Genomic DNA, 18,182 nt, shown 5'->3' with positions numbered 1-18,182 from the left:
GCTCCTATATACAGCGGGGTTAGTTAACGCGTGTGGGATCTCGGCTACCAGAGTCGGGATTGCAGCACACTATTTTGAATTTATACGGAGCTTTACATGAAACAACTTAAGTACTCAGCCATTGCCATTGCGCTTATTTCAACCTTAGCCGCGTGCGGTGGTTCGGGCAGTGATGACACAACTCCACCACCAGTGGATGATAAGTTTGAGTTTGCGGCAACTGAGATGATCACCAACTTAACAGATGATGTCATTGTAAGTGGGTATGCATCTTTGGCGACTAAGGGTGAGGAGATGTTGCTTGCCACACAAACCTTGGTAGCGAATAAGACTCAGGCTAACTTACTTGCCGCACAGGAAGCGTGGAAAGCGGCGCGCCTGCCATGGGAGCAAGGTGAGTCGCATATCTTTGGTCCAGTAGATTCATTGGGTATTGATCCACATTTAGATAGCTGGCCACTCAACACAACAGATTTAACCACTGTACTTGCCAGTAACTCAGGCTTCGATGCTGAGACAATTAAAGGCTGGAATGACGATGTGCAAGGTTTCCATACCATGGAGTACTTACTATTTGGTGATGGTGTCGCAGATAACGAAAAAGCGATAGCAGAGCTAACTCAGGCGGAGAGTGAATACCTGATGGGACTTGCAGAGGTCTTTCGTGATTACACTAAGACACTCGATGATGCTTGGCAGATAAGCCATGACGGTAGTGGTAAAGCATACGGTGAGTTAGTTAAAACGCCTGGCAGTGAAGGCAATACCTTCTATAGCTCTCAGGTTGGTGTGATTGAGGAGCTAATCAACGGCATGATCGGCATTGTCGATGAGGTGGGTAATGGAAAAATTGCCGATCCATTCGGTACATCAGCTGCCACCGCAGACACCTCTAAAGTGGAGTCTCAATATTCATGGAACTCTCTAACCGATTTTAGCGACAACATCATAGGTGTTCGTAATGTGTATCAAGGAGAGCTAACTGGCGCAGCTGATAAGCAAGGGATCATCGATTTTGTTAAAGCAGCAGATGAAGTCTTAGCCCTGCGTGTTGGTAGCGAGATTGATGACGCCATTATTAAGATTAAGGCTATTTCAGGTTCTAATAATATGCCATTTCGTCAGGCAATCTCAGATGCTGAGGGCCGCGTACGAGTGCAAACTGCAGTCGATGCCTTAACTAAGCTACAGACAAGCCTTGAGTCAGATGTACTTCCGCTACTGAGTAAGTGGAAAGTTTAAGCCTATAAGTTGAGGTTTAATTTGATGGAGGCTGTGGATAGCCTCCATTTATTTGATTTAAAAACCATACAAAAAGAAAGGATTAGCTCAGGATAGAGCTGAGCTTTCGTTTTAAACTGTCGTGTGAGATGACAATGATTATGACCAATATAGATAAAATAAGCCTTAGCTTCTCTCCTAAGTCATTGAGCTTAACATTAGCTCTTTGTGTAGGGTTAACTGCTTGTGGTGGCTCAGGTGATGAAGTGGTGGAGCCTAAGCCTGATGAAAAAGTGTACCCAGCTTATACCGACATAAAAGCGAGTGGCGGTGACACAACCACATTCGATGCTTCTCAGTCTGGGCATGGTTTCTCGACTCCCGCTCCTAATCTAACTGATGCAGATCTAGAGCATCATCTAGAGGGAGATCTGAGTTTTGAAACTGCTTTTACAACTGCGCCTAATAGTGAGCATCCTGAGCTCGATGGTTTGGGGCCTGTGTTTAATAATGCCGACTGTAACTCTTGTCATCAACGAGATGGCCGTAACTCAACCCCCATAGTACCTGCTGGTAAAACACGAATTAAGTTAGGATCTGAGGCCGGACTATTCCTGCGTATCAGCAAGGCTGCCGATGAGGTATGCAGTGTTGGCACTGCAGCCAATGATTACTGCGCGCCAATTCCAGTCCCCAATTTTGGTGGCCAGCTATTTCATCGTGGTGTGTTAAAGGCGCGTCCCGATTGGGAAGAAAACCTTTTCGGGGGGCAGGCTGATGTATATCTCTCTTTTGAAACCAAAGAGGTTACCTATCCTGATGGCAGTGTCACTGTTTTGAAGAAGCCCCTATTTGCCGTTGAAAATCCCTATGATGCGCCCGGTGAAACGGTTAACAGTGCTAACGTGACCTCAGATCTGCTTCAGGATGATGTCTTAATGGGCTGGCGTAACGGCATGCCTGTTTTTGGTCTAGGTCTGCTTGAGGCCATTCCTGAAGCGGATATTTTGGCATTAGTGGATGCCGATGATGCCAACGGTGACACTATCTCAGGTAGAGCTAACTTTGTGTTCGATGCGGTAAAAGCACAAGCGGGTGACACTAACCCTGTGTCGCTGGGACGCTTTGGTTGGAAGGCAAATACCCCAAGTGTCAGAGTGCAATCCTTGGGAGCGCTTCGTGGAGATATTGGGATCACAAATCCGCTGTTCCCCGATGAGAGCATTGCCGGCACAGCGCTGCATGATAGCTACTTAACCCGCACCGGTTTTGTCGACACTGGCAGTGATGAAAATGGCGCACCAGAGGCAAGCGCCGAGTTCAGTGACTCTGTTGTTTTCTACGCCGAGACACTTGCTGTACCCGCCAGGCGAAATGTCGAGAGTCCAGATGTTCGTGAAGGTGCACGTTTATTTGAGCAGCTTAACTGTACTGGCTGTCATAAGGCGAGTTTCGTAACCCAATCATCAGGCAATATTGGTGGCGCGCCTATGAGTGATGCCCTTAAGGGACAAACTATCTATCCATTTACCGATATGCTGCTTCATGACATGGGTGAAGAGTTGGCCGATGGCCGTCCTGATTTTCTTGCCGATGGGAATGAGTGGCGCACACGTCCTCTTTGGGGGATAGGTTTAACTCAAACGGTGAATCCACAAGCTGGATTTTTACATGATGGTCGTGCGGCAACGGTAGAGGAGGCGATTCTCTGGCATGGTGGGGAGGCGCAAAAGAGTCGTGATGAGTTTATGGCGTTAACCTTGGATGAGCGTAAGCAAGTTATCGCATTTTTGATGTCACTTTAAATCTCAGCCTTAATCGTGAAAATGGCCACTCAATTCAATTGAGTGGCCATTTTCTTTTTACTAAAGGAATTGTGATATAGGTAAGAGTAAGCCCTGTTTAGAAAATACTGCCCGTGATCTGTTTCAAGTAAATCTATGGATATATACCTTATTATAGGTAGGAGCATAGAAACATTTTTGAGGTGCCGGTGAGTAATATCCTAATTATCTATTCGAGTGTGCATGGACAAACCCGTAAGATCTGCAGCTATCTGGAGGAGAAGTTTGTCGCTTTAGGTGATCAGGTCACCATGAGCAGTTTAGATCAGGTTCCCGATCTTAATGGCTTCGATAAAGTGGTGCTCGGAGCTAGCATTCGCCATGGAAAACACAATCCAAGAGTTTATGATTTTATCTCCCAAAACCGCGGAATATTAGAGGAGAAGATCTCTAGTTTTTTCTCGGTCAACTTAGTGGCTCGAAAGCCTGCTAAAAACACCCCGCAAACGAATCCTTATATGTTGGCATTTATTGAGAAAAGTGAATGGCAACCGAATTTACTACAGGTATTTGCTGGCAACTTGAATTACCAAGGATACGGTGTTGTCGATCGCAATATCATTCGCTTTATTATGTGGATGACTAAGGGACCAACAGATGCCCAGACCAATATTGAATATACCGATTGGGCTAAGGTCGACCTTTTCTCCAGCGAGTTTCATGCCTTGTAAGCCGGAGTAGAGAAGATATGGTGAGTATTTTTGCTAAGATTCGTCACATTATTACGCGGCTGAGTGCGTACCAACACCTGCTGCTTATTATGCTCTCACTCTATCTTATCTTGACCAGTGGGTGGCTTATGATGGGGCGTAGCCTAAGGGCGAGCGCATCACTGTGGGATATGACCCACGTATATTTGGGTTTACTTGCTACCTTGATTTCCTGCTTATTTCTCATATCAAACTGCGCAGGAGGAAAATGGCGACAATACTTTCCTTGGTTTGTCGGGGATACGAGTCAACTGCTTAAGGATCTCAAAGGATTGCTTAAAGGCAAGCTTCCTACAAGTGGTGGTCGCGGCCTCTTTAGTTGGGTTGAAGGGATAGGTATGTTGCTGCTGGTGGCTGTCGGTTTAACCGGCACCATGTGGTTTATCATGCAGGGTAGCAGTGATGCTCTAGTGTGGCGTAGTTACCATATCTTATTGGCTAAGGGGTTTATCGGTTTTATCTTGGTACATATCCTATTTGCTTGTCTGCATCTATTAGATTTCGTTAGGAATTGATCTACACTCAGCTATAAGAATTGGATTTAATTGCAAAAAGAGGTGGCTTTGCGACCCAGAGTGCTCCATCTGATTGATGATTGTAAACTTGGAGGGGTCAATTTGGCTCTGAAGAGTTTGTGTGAGTCAAGGTTAACGGAGGATTTTGAGTTTTCCATTCTCCATATTGATCTAGCAAGCCACCGCATTAAGAGATTTGAAGCCGATATTATTGTGCTACATACCTCATCTTCATGGAAAAAGCTGCCAGGGTTTGTCTTGCTTAGCCTTAAAAACCGAGGCATACCTATACTGCTTCAAGAGCACCACTATTGCGAAGGGTTTGTCATCCATGAGCAACCCAATAAGTGGCGTTTCTTTCTAATGCTTAGGCTGAGTTACACTCTGATGGACAGAGTGTTGGCTGTCTCTGCTGCCCAAGCTAGGTGGTTACTTGGTAATCGTTTGGTTAACGCGGATAAGCTGGTGGTACTCAAGCAAGCAAGGCCTGTTAATGCCTTACTCTCTTTGCCCGAAAAGGCACTCTCTTTTCCCATTCAGCTAGGAGCCTATGGTCGGCTTCATAAGCAAAAAGGGTTTGACCTCTTGCTTAAGGCGATGGAGAAGCTTCCCGCTGAAAAAGTTGAATTACGGCTCGCAGGAAGTGGTGAGATGTCATTACTTTTAGATTCAATGGCGGCGACTCAGGACAATGTTACCTTGATTGGAGAGATTGAAGATGTCCCCCAGTTTTTATCCTCTTGTGATGCTGTGATTATCCCATCTCGGTGGGAGCCTTTTGGTTTAATATGCCAAGAGTCGTTAGCGGCGGGGAAGGCGATAGTGACTAGCTCTGTGGATGGTTTGCCTGAGCAGTTGGCAGAGGTTTTAGCAACAATAGGTCGCGAGGATTCATCTGTATTATTTACGGATCAAACTGTTACTGCTTTAGTCGGTGCGCTGGAGTGTTTAATCTCTCAAGCTGAGCATAAATTAGAGATTGAGAAGGAAAGCTGTTTATCGAACTTAATCTATGAGGAAAGGTGTTTAGCGGCAAAGCGTTGGCCAACACTCGTTGAAGCTTGGAGAGAGTTACTTTTCTCTGAGCAGCAAAGAGCAAAAAGGCTCCAGTAGGAGCCTTGTATACCCAATCGACCTCAACATGTTGAATTGTGCACCTTGAAGTTGTTTGGGTATAAGGGTAACTAATTGGGTTTACGACTTGTGGTCTAATGCCAAGTAGTTGATCAGATCAATCAGTTGCCCTAAAGAGCGGATCTCACCCATGTTGATGGCGTACTTATCGTTGACGATAAAGGCTGGAACACTCTGGATGCGGAACTCTCTTTGCTGAGCGCGCCAAAGTGCTAACTTGTTGTCGACCACTTTGCTGTCTGCAAGTTGGTCATACTTTTTACCGTCGATACCATGTGCTGCGAAGACCTTTTTGATGTCATCACGGCTGTTTAACTCTGGCTTATCATGAGCGCTGTGATCATGGGCGTGGTCATGACTACCCGCCTCCTCTTCACCTTGGATGGCGGCAAACATAGCGTGAGTCAGTTTATCTTTTTGACTTGCATCTAATGCTTGGATCACGCCAAGTGAGCGCATCACTTCGGTACCAATTTCACTGTTCATGAAATCAACATGCTTACTATCAAACTTGACCTTTTTATTTAGGTTAGCCTTGATATCGCCTAAGTACTGAGTTTCCATGTTGTAACAGTTGTGGCAGTAAAATGAGTAGAACTCAGTCAATTTAGGTTGGGTGCTTGCTGCTTTGTTAGAGACTTGAGTGAAGTGCTTACCTTCAACAAACTGTGAGGCAAAGCTGCTCAATGGTGCTATGGCTAATGTTAGCGCTAATGCGATATGTTTAATCAATCTACTGTCCTCAAAATGATCGGAGTCGAGTTAGGCTTAAAATAAGCTCGATAATCCGTTTAATTCAGCATAAAAGCTAAAGATTAATTATGACTGAATTTCACTGTGGAAACAGGTTAGGGAGTGTGACTTAGGTTGAAGTTTGAGGCAATACTCCCCCAAATCATTTTAAAGGACTACAAATTCTCACGTAGAGTTTGCCAAGCCTCACACACTTTACGAAATTGGACTGTGTTACCGTCAGGTCGGTCTGGGTGCCATTGCAGCGCTAGCTTCCTCCAACGACGGCGCACCTCTCTGTCTGTTGCATCATGATTGAGTTCAAAAACTTTGAGTGCTTGATCTTTATGCATCAGGTTTGGGTTAGTACCAATGTACTCCTCGTAGCGACTCCAGAATGATTCAAGCATCTCTCGGATGATATTGGGGCAAGTATCGTAGTTAACCCAATTCAGGTAATACTCCCTGAGTGCATCATCTTCTTGCAGACTCGACTCAAGGTTGGTGGGGATTATCTTGAATATTTGAATCTCCATCGCTTTAACTTGCAGCCAATGCTCAGGCAGAAGAATATCTTGCAACTGAAAAAGGGCGTTCATCAGTAGGAAGTTTCTTTTGAACAGAGCTTTATCTTGATCTTCGTCGAGATCTTGCATCAAGCCTTTTGCCTGTAACTCAGTCGCTAACAGATGTACCTTCCAGCTGTGATTTGAATTTTGTAGCAGACTAAAAAGAGGCCAGATAAGCGGATTATCTCCTTTTATATTAGTAACCCCCGCTTCTGGCTCGCTGGTGATAAGTGGCGATGTTTGTGCTGACCCCTTGGCAAATAGCATAGATTAAATCCATCCTGAATTGGCTACTGCTCTTTAGCTTCAGAGCTGAGAAAAATAGAACCCATTACAGTGACTATGACACAAGGGATCTGGAACGCAAGCTGGCCTATAGATGAAAGCTAGCTCAGTGCTTACTGGCTGTTAAGTTTTCCTTAGGAGAATAGTTGATTTCTACCAATGAGTAGCTAGTCTCAATGAAGGTGCACTCTTTTTGTGTAAGTGTATATTTCAATAGATTGAAGGAGTTAAGTTTTGGCCTTTTATTGTCTCACTTTCCGTGGAGAAGATACGTGTGTTTATTAATGAAATATCTCGGGTGATATTGCATTTTCCTGTTGATGACTCTTTGAAGAATGTACCAAGAGTAATGATATTTTTTCAATTTATTCATAAGCTAATAACTTCTATGATACCTTTATTATCCTCTTCTAATTTATGCAGAGTAATAGAATATGATGCCTGTTTATAGGGCTTTTTCTCGACGGTTTATCATCTTGTCTGTGCTGCTGGGGTTATTACTGTCAGTGCTAGGCGGTGTCATACTCTACAAAAAAGAGCTAGCGGTTATCGATACAGATTTTAAAAGAGATGTGGATGATAAAGCGATGGCGTTGGAGCGAGAGCTACTGGCTAATTTAGAGGTGCTTTTTGCCATTAAAAGTTTATTTAACAGCTCTGAAGAGGTGACGGCTAGTGAGTTTGAAAATTTAGCCAGTAGTTTCCTAGCGAGGCATCATGATATACAGGCCCTTGAATGGGCTCCTAAAGTAACAGGCGACAGGAGAGGGGAGTTTGAAGTTGCTCGCAGAGCGACCTATCCCGATTTTGAATTTACTGAGCGTGCATCTCAAGGGAGGATGACAAAAGCGGGCATACGTGACGTATATTTCCCTGTCTACTTTGTTGAGCCGCATAAGGGTAATGAAGCTGCATTTGGTTTCGATCTGGCATCGAATGAGAGCCGCCTTAGTATGATAAACAGATCGATTGACAGAGACCTTACATTGGCGACTAAAAGCATTACTTTAGTTCAGGAGGTCTTTGATCAAAAAGGTTTTCTTATTATTATGCCTGTGTATGAAGGCGAGCCAAGCACAGTGAATAAACGTCAGGAAAAGCTGCAAGGTATCGTTTTAGGTGTGTACCGGGTTGCCGATATTTTTGAGTCAGCCATAAAGCATACAGGCGCTAAGGGAATTAGGTTGTTGTTGAAAGACAATACCGGTGCCGATGCTGAAGAGCTGTATGCTAACTATTCTAGCGATGAAGCGCTGGGGAGCTTACAAAAAGGTTTTAGTTATAGCAGATCACTTAAACGAATAGGTGGGCGGCAATGGACCTTGGTTGCAACCCCAAGTCAAGGGTATATTGCTGAACGTCAAAGTTTGCTGCCCTTTTTAGTGTGTGCGTTTGGCTCTATTTTTGTATTAGTGGGTGGTGGATATATCTTTTTGGCTACTGAGCATTCCACTATGGTTGTCAGAGAAGCGATAGAGAAAAGCAGAGAGTTAGATGAAACTAAGTTAGCGTTGGAGGAGCTCTCTTTTACCGATGGGCTGACTGGAATCGCAAATCGGCAATGCTTTGATATTCGTTTCGAAGAGGAGTGGTTAAGGGCACTACGAGATGGAACGTCACTGTCATTAATCATGGTGGATCTCGACAACTTTAGGCTTTTCAATAACACCTATGGTTATATAGGTGGTGATCAGTGCTTACGTGATGTTGCCAATAAACTAGCGTTAACCACGAATCGAACCACTGACTTGGTGGCTCGTTATGATGCTGACCAGTTTGTTATCTTACTGCCCAATACCGATGAACCTGTGCTCTTGGCTGATAAGTGTCGCATTAATATTGAAAAGCTTCATATCCCCCATCAAGCCTCTTCGGTCTCAGATTATATGACTATTAGTTTAGGGGTGGTGAGTATGGTCCCGACTAAGCATCAGTCGCAGGCTGATTTTATCTTTAATGTTGAGGAGTTACTGCTCCAGGCTAAAGAGCTAGGGAAAAATCGTGTGGGTATCGCCCGTGATATTTTAGCCGCTAACAGAGGAGATATACTTAAATTTCAATATTCCCAGAGTCGTTCAACTGAGTGAAACGAACATTTTACTGACATTCTATTCGGGTTATGATTAAATTTCAGCAACAAGCTGTTACATCTAGCGCTATTTTCTTATGACTAATTGGTTCAAAAATGGAATTGAGTAAAACAATCACCTCTACCATTACTCTTACCTTAAGAGGCAACTTGCTTATCTTTATAAAGATAGTTAAGCCTTACCTATGAACTTTCTCTCTAAATATATCCTGCTGATCGCTGCTTGCTTTGTTGGAATAGGTTTCTCTGCTTATATGGGCTTGAGCCTATATGAGAAGGAGAGCAAGGTGATTGAGCAGGACTTTAGAAAGGATGTTGATGATAAAGCGGCTGCATTAGAGAGAGAGATCTTGCTTAATATTGAGGTGCTTTACGCAATTAAAGGCTTGTTTGATAGCTCAAGTGAGGTGACCTCTCAAGAGTTTAGCCGTATCGCCCGTAGCTTCTTAGTTCGCCATCACGATATTCAGGCTTTAAAGTGGGTGCCCAAAGTCTCCTCTGAGCAGAGAGAGGTTTTTGAAGCTGCTCAACGTAGGGAACATTCTGGGTTTGAGATCATTGAATCGGAAGTCGAAGGTATGATCTCGGCGAACCGAAGAGAGAGCTATTTTCCTGTCTCCTATGTCGCACCTTTTATCGGAAATGAACAGATTCTAGGATATGATCTAGCTTCAAACGAGGAGAGGTTATGGATAATGGAGAGAGCGACAGATCTCGATAAACCTCTATCAACCTCAGGTGTGAGCTTAAGCTCTTACCAATCAGAACAGCGCGGTTTTATCATCTTTTTGCCTACCTATCATGGTGAGCCTAGCACTCTGTTTAAACGCCGTGAGCAACTAAGAGGCTTTGTCGTTGGGGTGTACCGTATCGATGATATGTTCGGCAGTGCAATTAAACGCACCTCAGTTCAGGGCCTCTATTTCTCCTTAGAGGATAACACCTATGAAACTGTCTCTAATCTCTATTCAAATTTTCCCGAAGATGTGCCTGCTGTATTGTCACAAACGGCTTTTATCTATAAGAAATCATTAACGGCATTTAGTGGTCGTCAGTGGTCGATCACGGCGGTGCCTAGTGTGGGTTATGTGGCAGAGAGGCGAGGAAGACTACCCTATATTATTGCCATATTAGGCAGTTTATTAGTCATGCTAGGCGCTCTCTATATCTATAGTCTGATGAGACGCTCAGATCTGATTGAGAGTGAGGTTAAGCAGAGAACTCATGATCTCAATGAAGCTAAGCAGAAGCTCGAAGCCCTGTCTCAAACCGATAGCTTAACGAAAATTCCCAATCGCCGCTGTTTCGATGAGAGCCTGCAAGCGTGTTGGCAACACGCTATTCGTGAGAAGTCGAGCATAGGTTTAATAATGATAGATATTGATCATTTTAAGTTGTACAACGATACCTATGGGCATCTTGCTGGTGATCAATGTTTACGAGAGGTGGCTAGTGCCCTCAATCAGACGCTGAACCGAAAAACGGATCTTGTGGCTCGCTATGGTGGCGAGGAGTTTGTGGTACTGCTGCCCCACACTCGTGATTGCATCTCACCAGCTAAACGTTGCCAAATTAACATTGAGCAATTGGCCCTGCCTCATGAAAGCTCACCAACCAGTGAGTATGTCACTGTGAGTGTGGGAGTTACCAGTATCTGTCCAGATAAATATTCTGATATGCAAGAGTTTACAGTTGAAGCCGATAGAGCGCTTTATCAGGCTAAAAAGTCTGGCCGTAATCGAGTTCATCTGTTTGATCATGAGTGCACAGAACAGGCTGTAGCCGTGGTTAATCAAGTTTAATTTATACTTGAGGCCTGCGTATCTTGCTTTAAAATATGTTTCTCTACCAGAGCGGAAATAAGGAACATCAATAGGTATCCTGTACCTAGTGCTAAGATCACCGCGACAACATTAGCTGTTATCTGGCTGTAGATATAGTAACTGGCTATCAATGCCACTATCCCACTTCCCCGTATTAACAAGCTTTGGGTAAATAAACCATGGGCTTTAATAAAGGCCAGCTGATATGCATTGAGCATCATAAACAGAAAGAACATCGAGAAATGCATTAATACTGGTGCCGATTTGGCGTATTGCTCTGGAAAGAGTAAGGCGACGATTTCATGGCTAAACAACAGCATTGAAATAAAGAAACTGCTACTTATGATAAGCGACATCCTATATACCCAGTGTTTGATCTGTTTAATCTGTTGAAAATCTTGGTTGCGCACACAAACTGTCAGCTCCGGAAATACAAATCGATAGATGGGAAAGACAAAAAGTAAGGTTAGATAAGCGATTATGGGTCTAACAACCACTTGAAAGTCACCAAGTTCATCGATACTGAAATGACCAATTGTAAGTAGGACAGTGATGTAGATCATTAAGATACTAGCTCCCGCTTCTAAAGAGGCGGTAAAGCTCTTCTTCATAAAGTTACGTAGGCTGGCATCCATGTTCACGGGCCCGATAGGCGTTGTTGCTATCTGTTTACGTCGATTGAAGAACATATAAACTGCAACAGCGGTTGAAGAGAGCATTAGGCTGAAAAAGAGTGATGATATTGGTGTCTGCCCTAGTAAGTAGAAACAGATAAGGAAAGTGAATATCTGTCCTAAAGGTTCGAGCCAAGTTACTTTGTTTGAGATCGCATACATACGGTACATAGCTATCTGATTAGTAAAATAGACCTTAAATCCCATCCCCAAAATAATGCCGACTAGATGGAAATATTCAACATCAATATGAAGCCGATGTTTAATATAGGGGAGCACTATTCCCCATGTAAGTAGCACCATGGCAATCAGGCTATACCTAAATAGGTTAGTGATATCTTTGTCATTTTGAGTTTGCGAGTAACTCACTACCATGGAGGAGCGAAAGCCCGTCATTAAGATGAGTGACAGTGAGATGATATCGACAACCGTATGATAAAGCGCAAGATCCTCTTTAAGCATCCACTGTGCTAACCAAACCTTGAAGCCAAAACCCAGTGTAATACTTACAAGTGTTGCCCAGATCCCGGCAATAAAGGCCTGTTTTACACGTTCAATCGAGGTGACTTGCATAATATTCCAATAGCTGAAAAAGTAGGGGTAATACTATTAAAGAGACTGGTAATATTACCGTGCGCGGTAGATATTCTATAGATTCAGAAGGTAAAGATGTGACTGATGTTCTCTCTTTACACTCTTAGACTAAGGTGATGGGGTTGAGTGTAAAACGCTTCCTATGATCTGACTTCATTTGGTTATATTTGATACCTTCAATTGATATATACTTAAATTATAACTTTCAGTTAGTTACTATTTCCTATAAAAGGTTCCAAGCTTGCATAATCATTTGAAACAAGAGTCAGACACTGTTGAGTTGATTAAAATAGCGACGTTTAACCTGTTCAACTTTATCGAGCCCCCTGGCGCTTATTACGATTTTGAAAATATCTACACTCAGGCGCAGTGGCAAAAAAAGCTAGCTTGGGTAGCCCGGTACCTTAATGAACATCGGCCGGATGTGATAGGTTTTCAGGAGGTTTTTAGCCCCGATGCTTTAGCAACTTTGACTCAAGCTTGCGGTTTAGATTATTTTGCTGTGCTCGATGAGCCTGATCTGCATGATGACTTCATCTACAGTAAACCTGTGGTTGCTATCGCCTCTCGCTATCCAATTAATGAGGTTCATAGTGTTGAAGCTGATAGTCAACTAGCCGAAATGGTGGGAATGCCTGCTAATTTTTCCTTCAGTCGTAAACCATTACGGGCAACGGTGTTGATACCTAAGCTAGGTCCTTGCGATTGCTATGTGGTGCATTTCAAATCTAAACGCCCCCTGTTTGATGCTGAAACTGACTACCTCTCAGAAAAACCTCAAGTTAAATTGAAAACGGGTCAGTTGCTGGCTGTCGAAGCTTTGGCGCAATGGGGAGCGAGTATTGTGCGAGGATCTGAAGCTGCGCTGCTGCGTCATGCCATGGTTGAGCGGCGTGTTCAAACACAATACCCCATGATGTTGATGGGAGATTTTAATGACGGCTTAGAAGGTGGGGTGCTGACATCATTAACATCGGTTGATACTCGTATTAAGCCAGATGTTTTTGGTGATGTAGCTCAGCAACTACAGGAGTATCAGCTTCAGGATTCATATGAGTTATATCAAAATAGCCAATACAGTCTCAGTTCACAACAGCGTCCTGCCACCTATTACCATTTAGCCACGGGCTCTGTGTTAGATTATATTTTGCTCTCATGTGAGTTTGATACTAAAAACAGTCGGAGTCTGGCTGAGGTTGGTCGCTATGAAACCTACGACCGTCACCTTATTAATCCTAGCTTTGAGCTAGATAGTCAAAGTACAGATCATGCTCCTGTGATGATAACCCTCTCTATTCGCCATTAGGCTCCTTAACCCAACTAAGAGTCGATATTATGCTTGATGCGATCTGTACCTTAGATAAATCACAAGATGAACCCTATTCAGTCTTTAAGTTTCAGAAGCTTAGTAGTGATGAGATTGAAGAGTATCGTCAGTTTTTACTCTGCCCTGTATGCCGTCAAAAAGCCTTTTATCGTAAAGCATCTAAAGATGGTAAGGCTGCTTGTTTTGGTTCCCGTTACCATAAATTCGATTGCAGTGAGTTTAAGCCGTCACAAGCTAAGTTTAGAGAAGAGCAAGATGCTCTTGAAGTTAATCAGCAGCTGGTGGATAGCGATGCCTTGGTCATCGACTTCTCGAAACCTGCAACAGTTAAAACTGCTGAGGATAACCAGAAATCCAAATCAAAGGCCCCCAGCTCGAAGAGCAAACCCTATGAAAAGTTAGCTTGTGATGGAGGGAAAGCGGTTAGCTCTGAACTGAGTGAGGGGAGAGCTGTAATACCCGAAAAGCGGATAGCCACTCAAGGCTTAGAGAAGCTACTCAACAGTCTGCTGCGTGGAAGCGATCTCGCCGACTCAGAGTTATGGGTTTACACCGATGAAAAGTATCGCTGGCGAGCTAAGAACCTGTTTGTGAACTTTGCCGATGCAGAGCCAACTGAAAATGGCGCGCCGAGAATGTATTGGGGAACCATATCCCACAGTGATAAGAGCATGACGTGGCTTAATCCTGCAGATTGCCAAGATGTAGGTATACCGATAGATGAGTTCCAAAAGGCACTTTTTCATCAGTTTGCAATAGAGGAGCGTCGCGACATTGAGGGGGCAGGAGTGATCATGTTTGGTAAGTGCTTCTGGAATAAAGCTAAGACGCGTAAAATTATTCAGCTTTGGGGAAAAGATACCAAGCGTATGTTTATCTCTAAGTCAGAAGACTAATTTTAAGAGCTAGTTTCAAGAGCTAAGCTCGCAGTGATAGAGCACCAGTAGCAAAATGACAATAGATTTGAAAATGGATTGCAAAGTGGGAAGGAGATTTAGCGCTATAGGGGTCATGCTAAGCTAAAGTGAACCATAAAATAGCGATGAACACTGGCTTACTTGTTTAAATAACATCTTGGTTTAATTGATTCCCTATAGCAGGCTAATCGGCTTTCATAAAACTTCTGGGAGATTGGCATGACAAATGCTTTTCAGGATTAAGCACCGTTATTCGCATTAAGAGATTATCAAATGCGATGCATAATCAGAGGAAAACCCTATGCCATATAGAACGAGAGATATCACCCCTAAATATGTTAACTTCACTGTCAATCAAGCCCTCTACCAAAGTTCAAGTAGCTATCGTTGCCGAGTCGATTTTGTTGTCAAGCTACTGGGCAGTGAAACCATGGGCTCAAACGGCCTAGAGACAGATGGATTTACTGATGTGATCAATGAAGAGAAGGACTTCATTCTTGGCTACAATTAAAAGCTTCCCCCCTGTTGGTCAGACTTAAAGCTTGGCTTTGTATCTATACGAGCCAAGCTTAGTCACAAGGTTTTATCGATCCAATTCAGATTTTCCCCCATATCTTGATAACCTATGTTACCTTCTACTTCTGCTTAAAATTAGCTGTTAGTTCAATTCGTTAGCATTTTATACCGATTGGTATTAGCTAGTCTTAAATTTAGCGCAGAGCAGTATGCTTTTTCATTTTAATAATTACTGAAGTTTTATGGGCGGAGATGGTGTCGAATAGAGTTAAATATATTTTCATGAGTGTAGGTTTCGTGACACTTTTAGGCGTGCTGGGCTGCGTTATCTACCTAAGTTTGAACAGCCGAGATGATAGCGCAGATCTACAACCTGTTGTTATGGGGCTTTGGGTCAAAATGCCAGGTTTTTGCGAAGGTAAAGTGATTGAGGTAGAGAAGATGGAGCTATTAACTGCTAACTCTCTTAAGGTTGATGGAGAGCTGATAGCAATTTCTGGTTTCAATTTAAGCCAGACTTCACCCTTAAAGGTTCAATGTGAAACTTTAGGTGAGGGAAACATGTATGCGCAAACTTCATTTCTAGGTAATCGATTCTCTCGTTTCTATATCGGTAATATCGGTGAATATACCGTGTTAAAAGAGGTAACTCCTGGGGGAGCATTTTGGTTTAAACATGATCAAGTGTTAGAGCAAAAACTGCAAACGATGAAAGGAGCTCCTAATATAAGCCGAATTTAATCCCCTATGTGTTGATGTCTCATTTATTGTGTGACAAATAAAAAGTAACTTTCTTCAGGGTCACTTTTTTCCTCGACTACACTTGATTATGTATGATCTTTTTATATGGATAATAAGATGATAATGAAGGTGTTGTTCGTTTTCTCTATTCTCTTATCCTTGATATTTATAGGGATAGGAGTTAACCAATTTGTTGAATCTAAAACCGTTTTAGAACAGCAGCTTGTCCCCGTAAAAATAGCCGTATCCACTACCCCATTAAGTGCACCTTTTATCATTGCAGAAAAGTTGTCCCTGTTTGATAAATACAATGTTCGAGTCAATCTATACCCCACGAGAGGAGGACATCAATGTTTTAAGATGTTGATGAATGGTGATGTGGATTTAGCAACCAGCTCCGAATCTGTGGTGATGTTTAATAGTTTTCTGCGCAGTGATTTTTCTGTGCTTGCAAGCTTTGCCGAGTCTGACAATGACCTAAAGGTGCTCTCCTTAGAAAGTGCTTCAATATCAGAGCCACACTTACTGAAAGGGAAAAGTGTTGGCATGGTAAAATCCAGTGCCAGTGAGTATTTTATCTATGCTTATATGATTATCACTGGCAATAATATGGTGGATTTTAATCATGTGTACATGGAGCCTAAGGATTTAGGCCCAGCCTTGCTATCGGGAGAGGTTGATGCGATCTCTGTTTGGGAGCCATTCGGTTACCAGTTGAATAAGGAGTACGGTGAGCAGATCAGGCAGTTTAATACCAAAGGGACTCATAACCTTTCTTTTAATTTAATAACAAAAAAATCATTAGTTGATATTAACTTAAAACAATATGTGAATGTTCTTGCGGCGATATCGGAAGCTGAAACTTTTATCACAAGTTACCCTGATAAAACTAAGGTGATGGTAAGTGATTACCTGAATATACCTATGTCGGAGTTGGAGTGGGGTTGGGATGATTATATTTTTCGCCTCTCTTTAAGTAATGTTTTACTCTCGAATCTGCAGACTCAGGCGAGATGGGCGATTGCAAGTGGTGCAGTGACTAAGCAAAGGATGCCTGATTTTAGGTTACTTATTGACAGCCAAGCTTTGGATATCCTTGAGCATGCTGATAAGGCTTTGTAGGTAAAATATGAAAGTCACTGAGCGGTTAAAAATTTTACTGATTCTTGGACTAATGTTAACCGGAGGGATCCTATTCTCATTAGTTATTTTAAATGACAATCAGGTGAGAACCAATCAGGAGTTACACCAAGTTATTGAGATAGAGCTTAAGATAAATGAGCTTGGGACCCGGCTATGGTTACTCTTTCAATATAATGATCAAGATGCATTGATACAGACACGTTATGCTCATCAGGACCTAAAAGAGCTACTTGAACGAGAGCAGTTCAATAATGAAAGCAAGAATAGCATCATCGCTAATTTAATCAGGATGAACTTGAATATAGGCTCACTGATAGAGCTTTCACAAAAAGATATCGAGTCTAAGTTTCAACCTAGCATTACCACACCTGCAGGCATGTTATCTGCCAGATATAATATGACACTGCAATCGATGAATGAAGATCTAACCAAGTTACAAAAGTTAGCCATGAGAGATGCGGAGCTCTCTCAACGTAAGATTCTCTATGCTGTGGTGATATTTTTGACCTTAGGTTCGGTTTTCGTATTGATATTAACCATCATGACACTGAGAACCTTTAAAGCACACCTTAATGTGCTGACCTTAGGTATAAAAGATCTGGAGAAGGGGAATTTAGGAAGCCGACTTTTAGTCAGTGATACTGATGAATTGTCAGAACTTGCTGAGCAATTTAATCTGATGAAACACTCTTTAGAGACGACAACAATTAAAAAGGAGCAGCTACAGGAGGAGGTCGATAGACAGACGAAAGAGTTACAGAAGCAGCGTGCAGATTTTCAGCTCCTTGCCAATTATGACAGCCTGACCCAGCTCTATAGTCGCAGCGCTTTTGAATCTCAGATGAAGACTGCTATTGCCCGTTGTGGCCGTACTAAGCTTAATGGTGCGCTACTTTTTATTGATCTCGACAGGTTTAAACCTATTAATGATAATTATGGTCATTCAGTGGGGGATATTGTCTTAATGCATGTATCTAAGATGCTTACTCAAGCGGTGCGGACATCGGACATTATTGCCAGAATTGGCGGAGATGAGTTCGTGATCTGGTTAGAGCCCATTGAGAATGCGCGCCAAGTGACGACAGTGATAGAAAAGTTGCTCTTAAGCTTATCAACTCCCTTTAAGTATGGGGATATTAGTGTGAGTGTAAGTGCGAGCATTGGAGTCAGCTTTTATCCTTTGGATGCCGCAGATCTTAGTGGCTTACTGAGGGTTGCAGACGACAACATGTACAAAGCCAAAGCGAATCCTGATACTCACTATCATTTTACGCCAGAGGCAAACAGGCGCTTTTCAATTACTAAATTAGCTTAGTGTTTAATCTTAAGTGTTAGCAGATTGAATTAG

At 42.9% G+C, this 18,182-nt stretch carries 16 protein-coding genes; 13 read left to right on the top strand and 3 right to left on the bottom strand.

What is annotated here, in order from left to right; all coding sequences use genetic code 11:
- Positions 1–96: 96 nt before the first annotated feature.
- The 5 genes from K0625_RS05425 (at position 97) to K0625_RS05405 (ending at position 5,403) form a co-directional block, all read left to right on the top strand.
- Complete coding sequence (locus K0625_RS05425) at positions 97–1,242, top strand: imelysin family protein (protein WP_220108742.1); 1,146 nt, start codon at positions 97–99, stop codon at positions 1,240–1,242.
- A 134-nt stretch (positions 1,243–1,376) separates the two neighbouring features.
- The gene (locus tag K0625_RS05420) at positions 1,377–3,026 is read left to right on the top strand and encodes a di-heme oxidoredictase family protein (protein WP_220108741.1); all 1,650 of its coding nucleotides are present in this window, start codon (positions 1,377–1,379) and stop codon (positions 3,024–3,026) included.
- A gap of 188 nt (positions 3,027–3,214) precedes the next feature.
- The gene (hemG, locus tag K0625_RS05415) at positions 3,215–3,736 is read left to right on the top strand and encodes a menaquinone-dependent protoporphyrinogen IX dehydrogenase (RefSeq protein WP_220108740.1); all 522 of its coding nucleotides are present in this window, start codon (positions 3,215–3,217) and stop codon (positions 3,734–3,736) included.
- Positions 3,737–3,753: 17 nt separating this feature from the next.
- On the top strand, positions 3,754–4,290 hold the full coding sequence (locus tag K0625_RS05410; RefSeq protein WP_220108739.1) for a cytochrome b/b6 domain-containing protein: 537 nt from the start codon (positions 3,754–3,756) through the stop codon (positions 4,288–4,290).
- 48 nt (positions 4,291–4,338) lie between these two features.
- Complete coding sequence (locus tag K0625_RS05405) at positions 4,339–5,403, top strand: glycosyltransferase family 4 protein (protein WP_220108738.1); 1,065 nt, start codon at positions 4,339–4,341, stop codon at positions 5,401–5,403.
- Between the two features lie 81 nt (positions 5,404–5,484).
- On the opposite strand, the gene K0625_RS05400 is transcribed toward K0625_RS05405, so the two are convergent.
- On the bottom strand, positions 5,485–6,156 hold the full coding sequence (locus tag K0625_RS05400) for a thiol:disulfide interchange protein DsbA/DsbL (protein WP_220108737.1): 672 nt from the start codon (positions 6,154–6,156) through the stop codon (positions 5,485–5,487).
- Positions 6,157–6,332: 176 nt separating this feature from the next.
- On the bottom strand, positions 6,333–6,992 hold the full coding sequence (locus tag K0625_RS05395; RefSeq protein ID WP_220108736.1) for a DNA-J related domain-containing protein: 660 nt from the start codon (positions 6,990–6,992) through the stop codon (positions 6,333–6,335).
- Between the two features lie 452 nt (positions 6,993–7,444).
- On the opposite strand from K0625_RS05395, the gene K0625_RS05390 reads away from it, so the two are divergent.
- Together K0625_RS05390 and K0625_RS05385 are read left to right on the top strand one after the other, a co-directional pair.
- The gene (locus K0625_RS05390) at positions 7,445–9,097 is read left to right on the top strand and encodes a CHASE domain-containing protein (protein ID WP_220108735.1); all 1,653 of its coding nucleotides are present in this window, start codon (positions 7,445–7,447) and stop codon (positions 9,095–9,097) included.
- 187 nt (positions 9,098–9,284) lie between these two features.
- Positions 9,285–10,901 carry a diguanylate cyclase domain-containing protein gene (locus K0625_RS05385; RefSeq protein WP_220108734.1) on the top strand — a complete coding sequence of 539 codons (1,617 nt, stop codon included), beginning with the start codon at positions 9,285–9,287 and terminating at the stop codon, positions 10,899–10,901.
- On the opposite strand, the gene K0625_RS05380 is transcribed toward K0625_RS05385, so the two are convergent.
- Complete coding sequence (locus K0625_RS05380) at positions 10,898–12,169, bottom strand: hypothetical protein (protein WP_220108733.1); 1,272 nt, start codon at positions 12,167–12,169, stop codon at positions 10,898–10,900. The genes K0625_RS05385 and K0625_RS05380 overlap by 4 nt on opposite strands.
- A 262-nt stretch (positions 12,170–12,431) precedes the next feature.
- Here K0625_RS05380 and K0625_RS05375 point away from each other — a divergent pair, with 262 nt between their 5' ends.
- The 6 genes from K0625_RS05375 (at position 12,432) to K0625_RS05350 (ending at position 18,149) form a co-directional block, all read left to right on the top strand.
- A complete protein-coding gene (locus tag K0625_RS05375; protein ID WP_220108732.1) occupies positions 12,432–13,496 on the top strand; it encodes an endonuclease/exonuclease/phosphatase family protein in 1,065 nt (354 codons plus the stop codon).
- Between the two features lie 29 nt (positions 13,497–13,525).
- Entirely contained in the window at positions 13,526–14,413 is an 888-nt protein-coding gene (locus K0625_RS05370; RefSeq protein WP_220108731.1) for a hypothetical protein, read from the top strand.
- 322 nt (positions 14,414–14,735) lie between these two features.
- Positions 14,736–14,945 carry a hypothetical protein gene (locus K0625_RS05365; RefSeq protein ID WP_220108730.1) on the top strand — a complete coding sequence of 70 codons (210 nt, stop codon included), beginning with the start codon at positions 14,736–14,738 and terminating at the stop codon, positions 14,943–14,945.
- Between the two features lie 287 nt (positions 14,946–15,232).
- Positions 15,233–15,691, top strand: a complete 459-nt coding sequence (locus K0625_RS05360; protein ID WP_220108729.1) for a hypothetical protein — start codon at positions 15,233–15,235, stop codon at positions 15,689–15,691.
- Between the two features lie 105 nt (positions 15,692–15,796).
- Entirely contained in the window at positions 15,797–16,813 is a 1,017-nt protein-coding gene (locus K0625_RS05355) for an ABC transporter substrate-binding protein (RefSeq protein WP_232846943.1), read from the top strand.
- Positions 16,814–16,820: 7 nt separating this feature from the next.
- Positions 16,821–18,149, top strand: coding sequence for a diguanylate cyclase domain-containing protein (locus K0625_RS05350; RefSeq protein WP_220108728.1), 1,329 nt, complete (start codon positions 16,821–16,823; stop codon positions 18,147–18,149).
- The last annotated feature ends 33 nt before the right edge of the window (positions 18,150–18,182 follow it).

Source organism: Shewanella nanhaiensis, assembly GCF_019457885.1.
Classification (GTDB): Bacteria; Pseudomonadota; Gammaproteobacteria; order Enterobacterales; family Shewanellaceae; genus Shewanella; species Shewanella nanhaiensis.
This window is presented reverse-complemented; position numbering and strand designations above follow the sequence as displayed.

What these genes read in the sequence shown, in the direction of transcription:
- K0625_RS05395 (WP_220108736.1), bottom strand. Translation starts at nt 6,992, where the DNA reads ATGCTATTTGCCAAGGGGTCAGCACAAACATCGCCACTTATCACCAGC.
- K0625_RS05355 (WP_232846943.1), top strand. Translation starts at nt 15,797, where the DNA reads ATGGATAATAAGATGATAATGAAGGTGTTGTTCGTTTTCTCTATTCTC.
- K0625_RS05410 (WP_220108739.1), top strand. Translation starts at nt 3,754, where the DNA reads ATGGTGAGTATTTTTGCTAAGATTCGTCACATTATTACGCGGCTGAGT.
- K0625_RS05425 (WP_220108742.1), top strand. Translation starts at nt 97, where the DNA reads ATGAAACAACTTAAGTACTCAGCCATTGCCATTGCGCTTATTTCAACC.
- K0625_RS05420 (WP_220108741.1), top strand. Translation starts at nt 1,377, where the DNA reads ATGATTATGACCAATATAGATAAAATAAGCCTTAGCTTCTCTCCTAAG.
- K0625_RS05350 (WP_220108728.1), top strand. Translation starts at nt 16,821, where the DNA reads ATGAAAGTCACTGAGCGGTTAAAAATTTTACTGATTCTTGGACTAATG.
- K0625_RS05370 (WP_220108731.1), top strand. Translation starts at nt 13,526, where the DNA reads ATGCTTGATGCGATCTGTACCTTAGATAAATCACAAGATGAACCCTAT.
- K0625_RS05365 (WP_220108730.1), top strand. Translation starts at nt 14,736, where the DNA reads ATGCCATATAGAACGAGAGATATCACCCCTAAATATGTTAACTTCACT.
- K0625_RS05360 (WP_220108729.1), top strand. Translation starts at nt 15,233, where the DNA reads ATGAGTGTAGGTTTCGTGACACTTTTAGGCGTGCTGGGCTGCGTTATC.
- K0625_RS05380 (WP_220108733.1), bottom strand. Translation starts at nt 12,169, where the DNA reads ATGCAAGTCACCTCGATTGAACGTGTAAAACAGGCCTTTATTGCCGGG.
- K0625_RS05390 (WP_220108735.1), top strand. Translation starts at nt 7,445, where the DNA reads ATGATGCCTGTTTATAGGGCTTTTTCTCGACGGTTTATCATCTTGTCT.
- K0625_RS05385 (WP_220108734.1), top strand. Translation starts at nt 9,285, where the DNA reads ATGAACTTTCTCTCTAAATATATCCTGCTGATCGCTGCTTGCTTTGTT.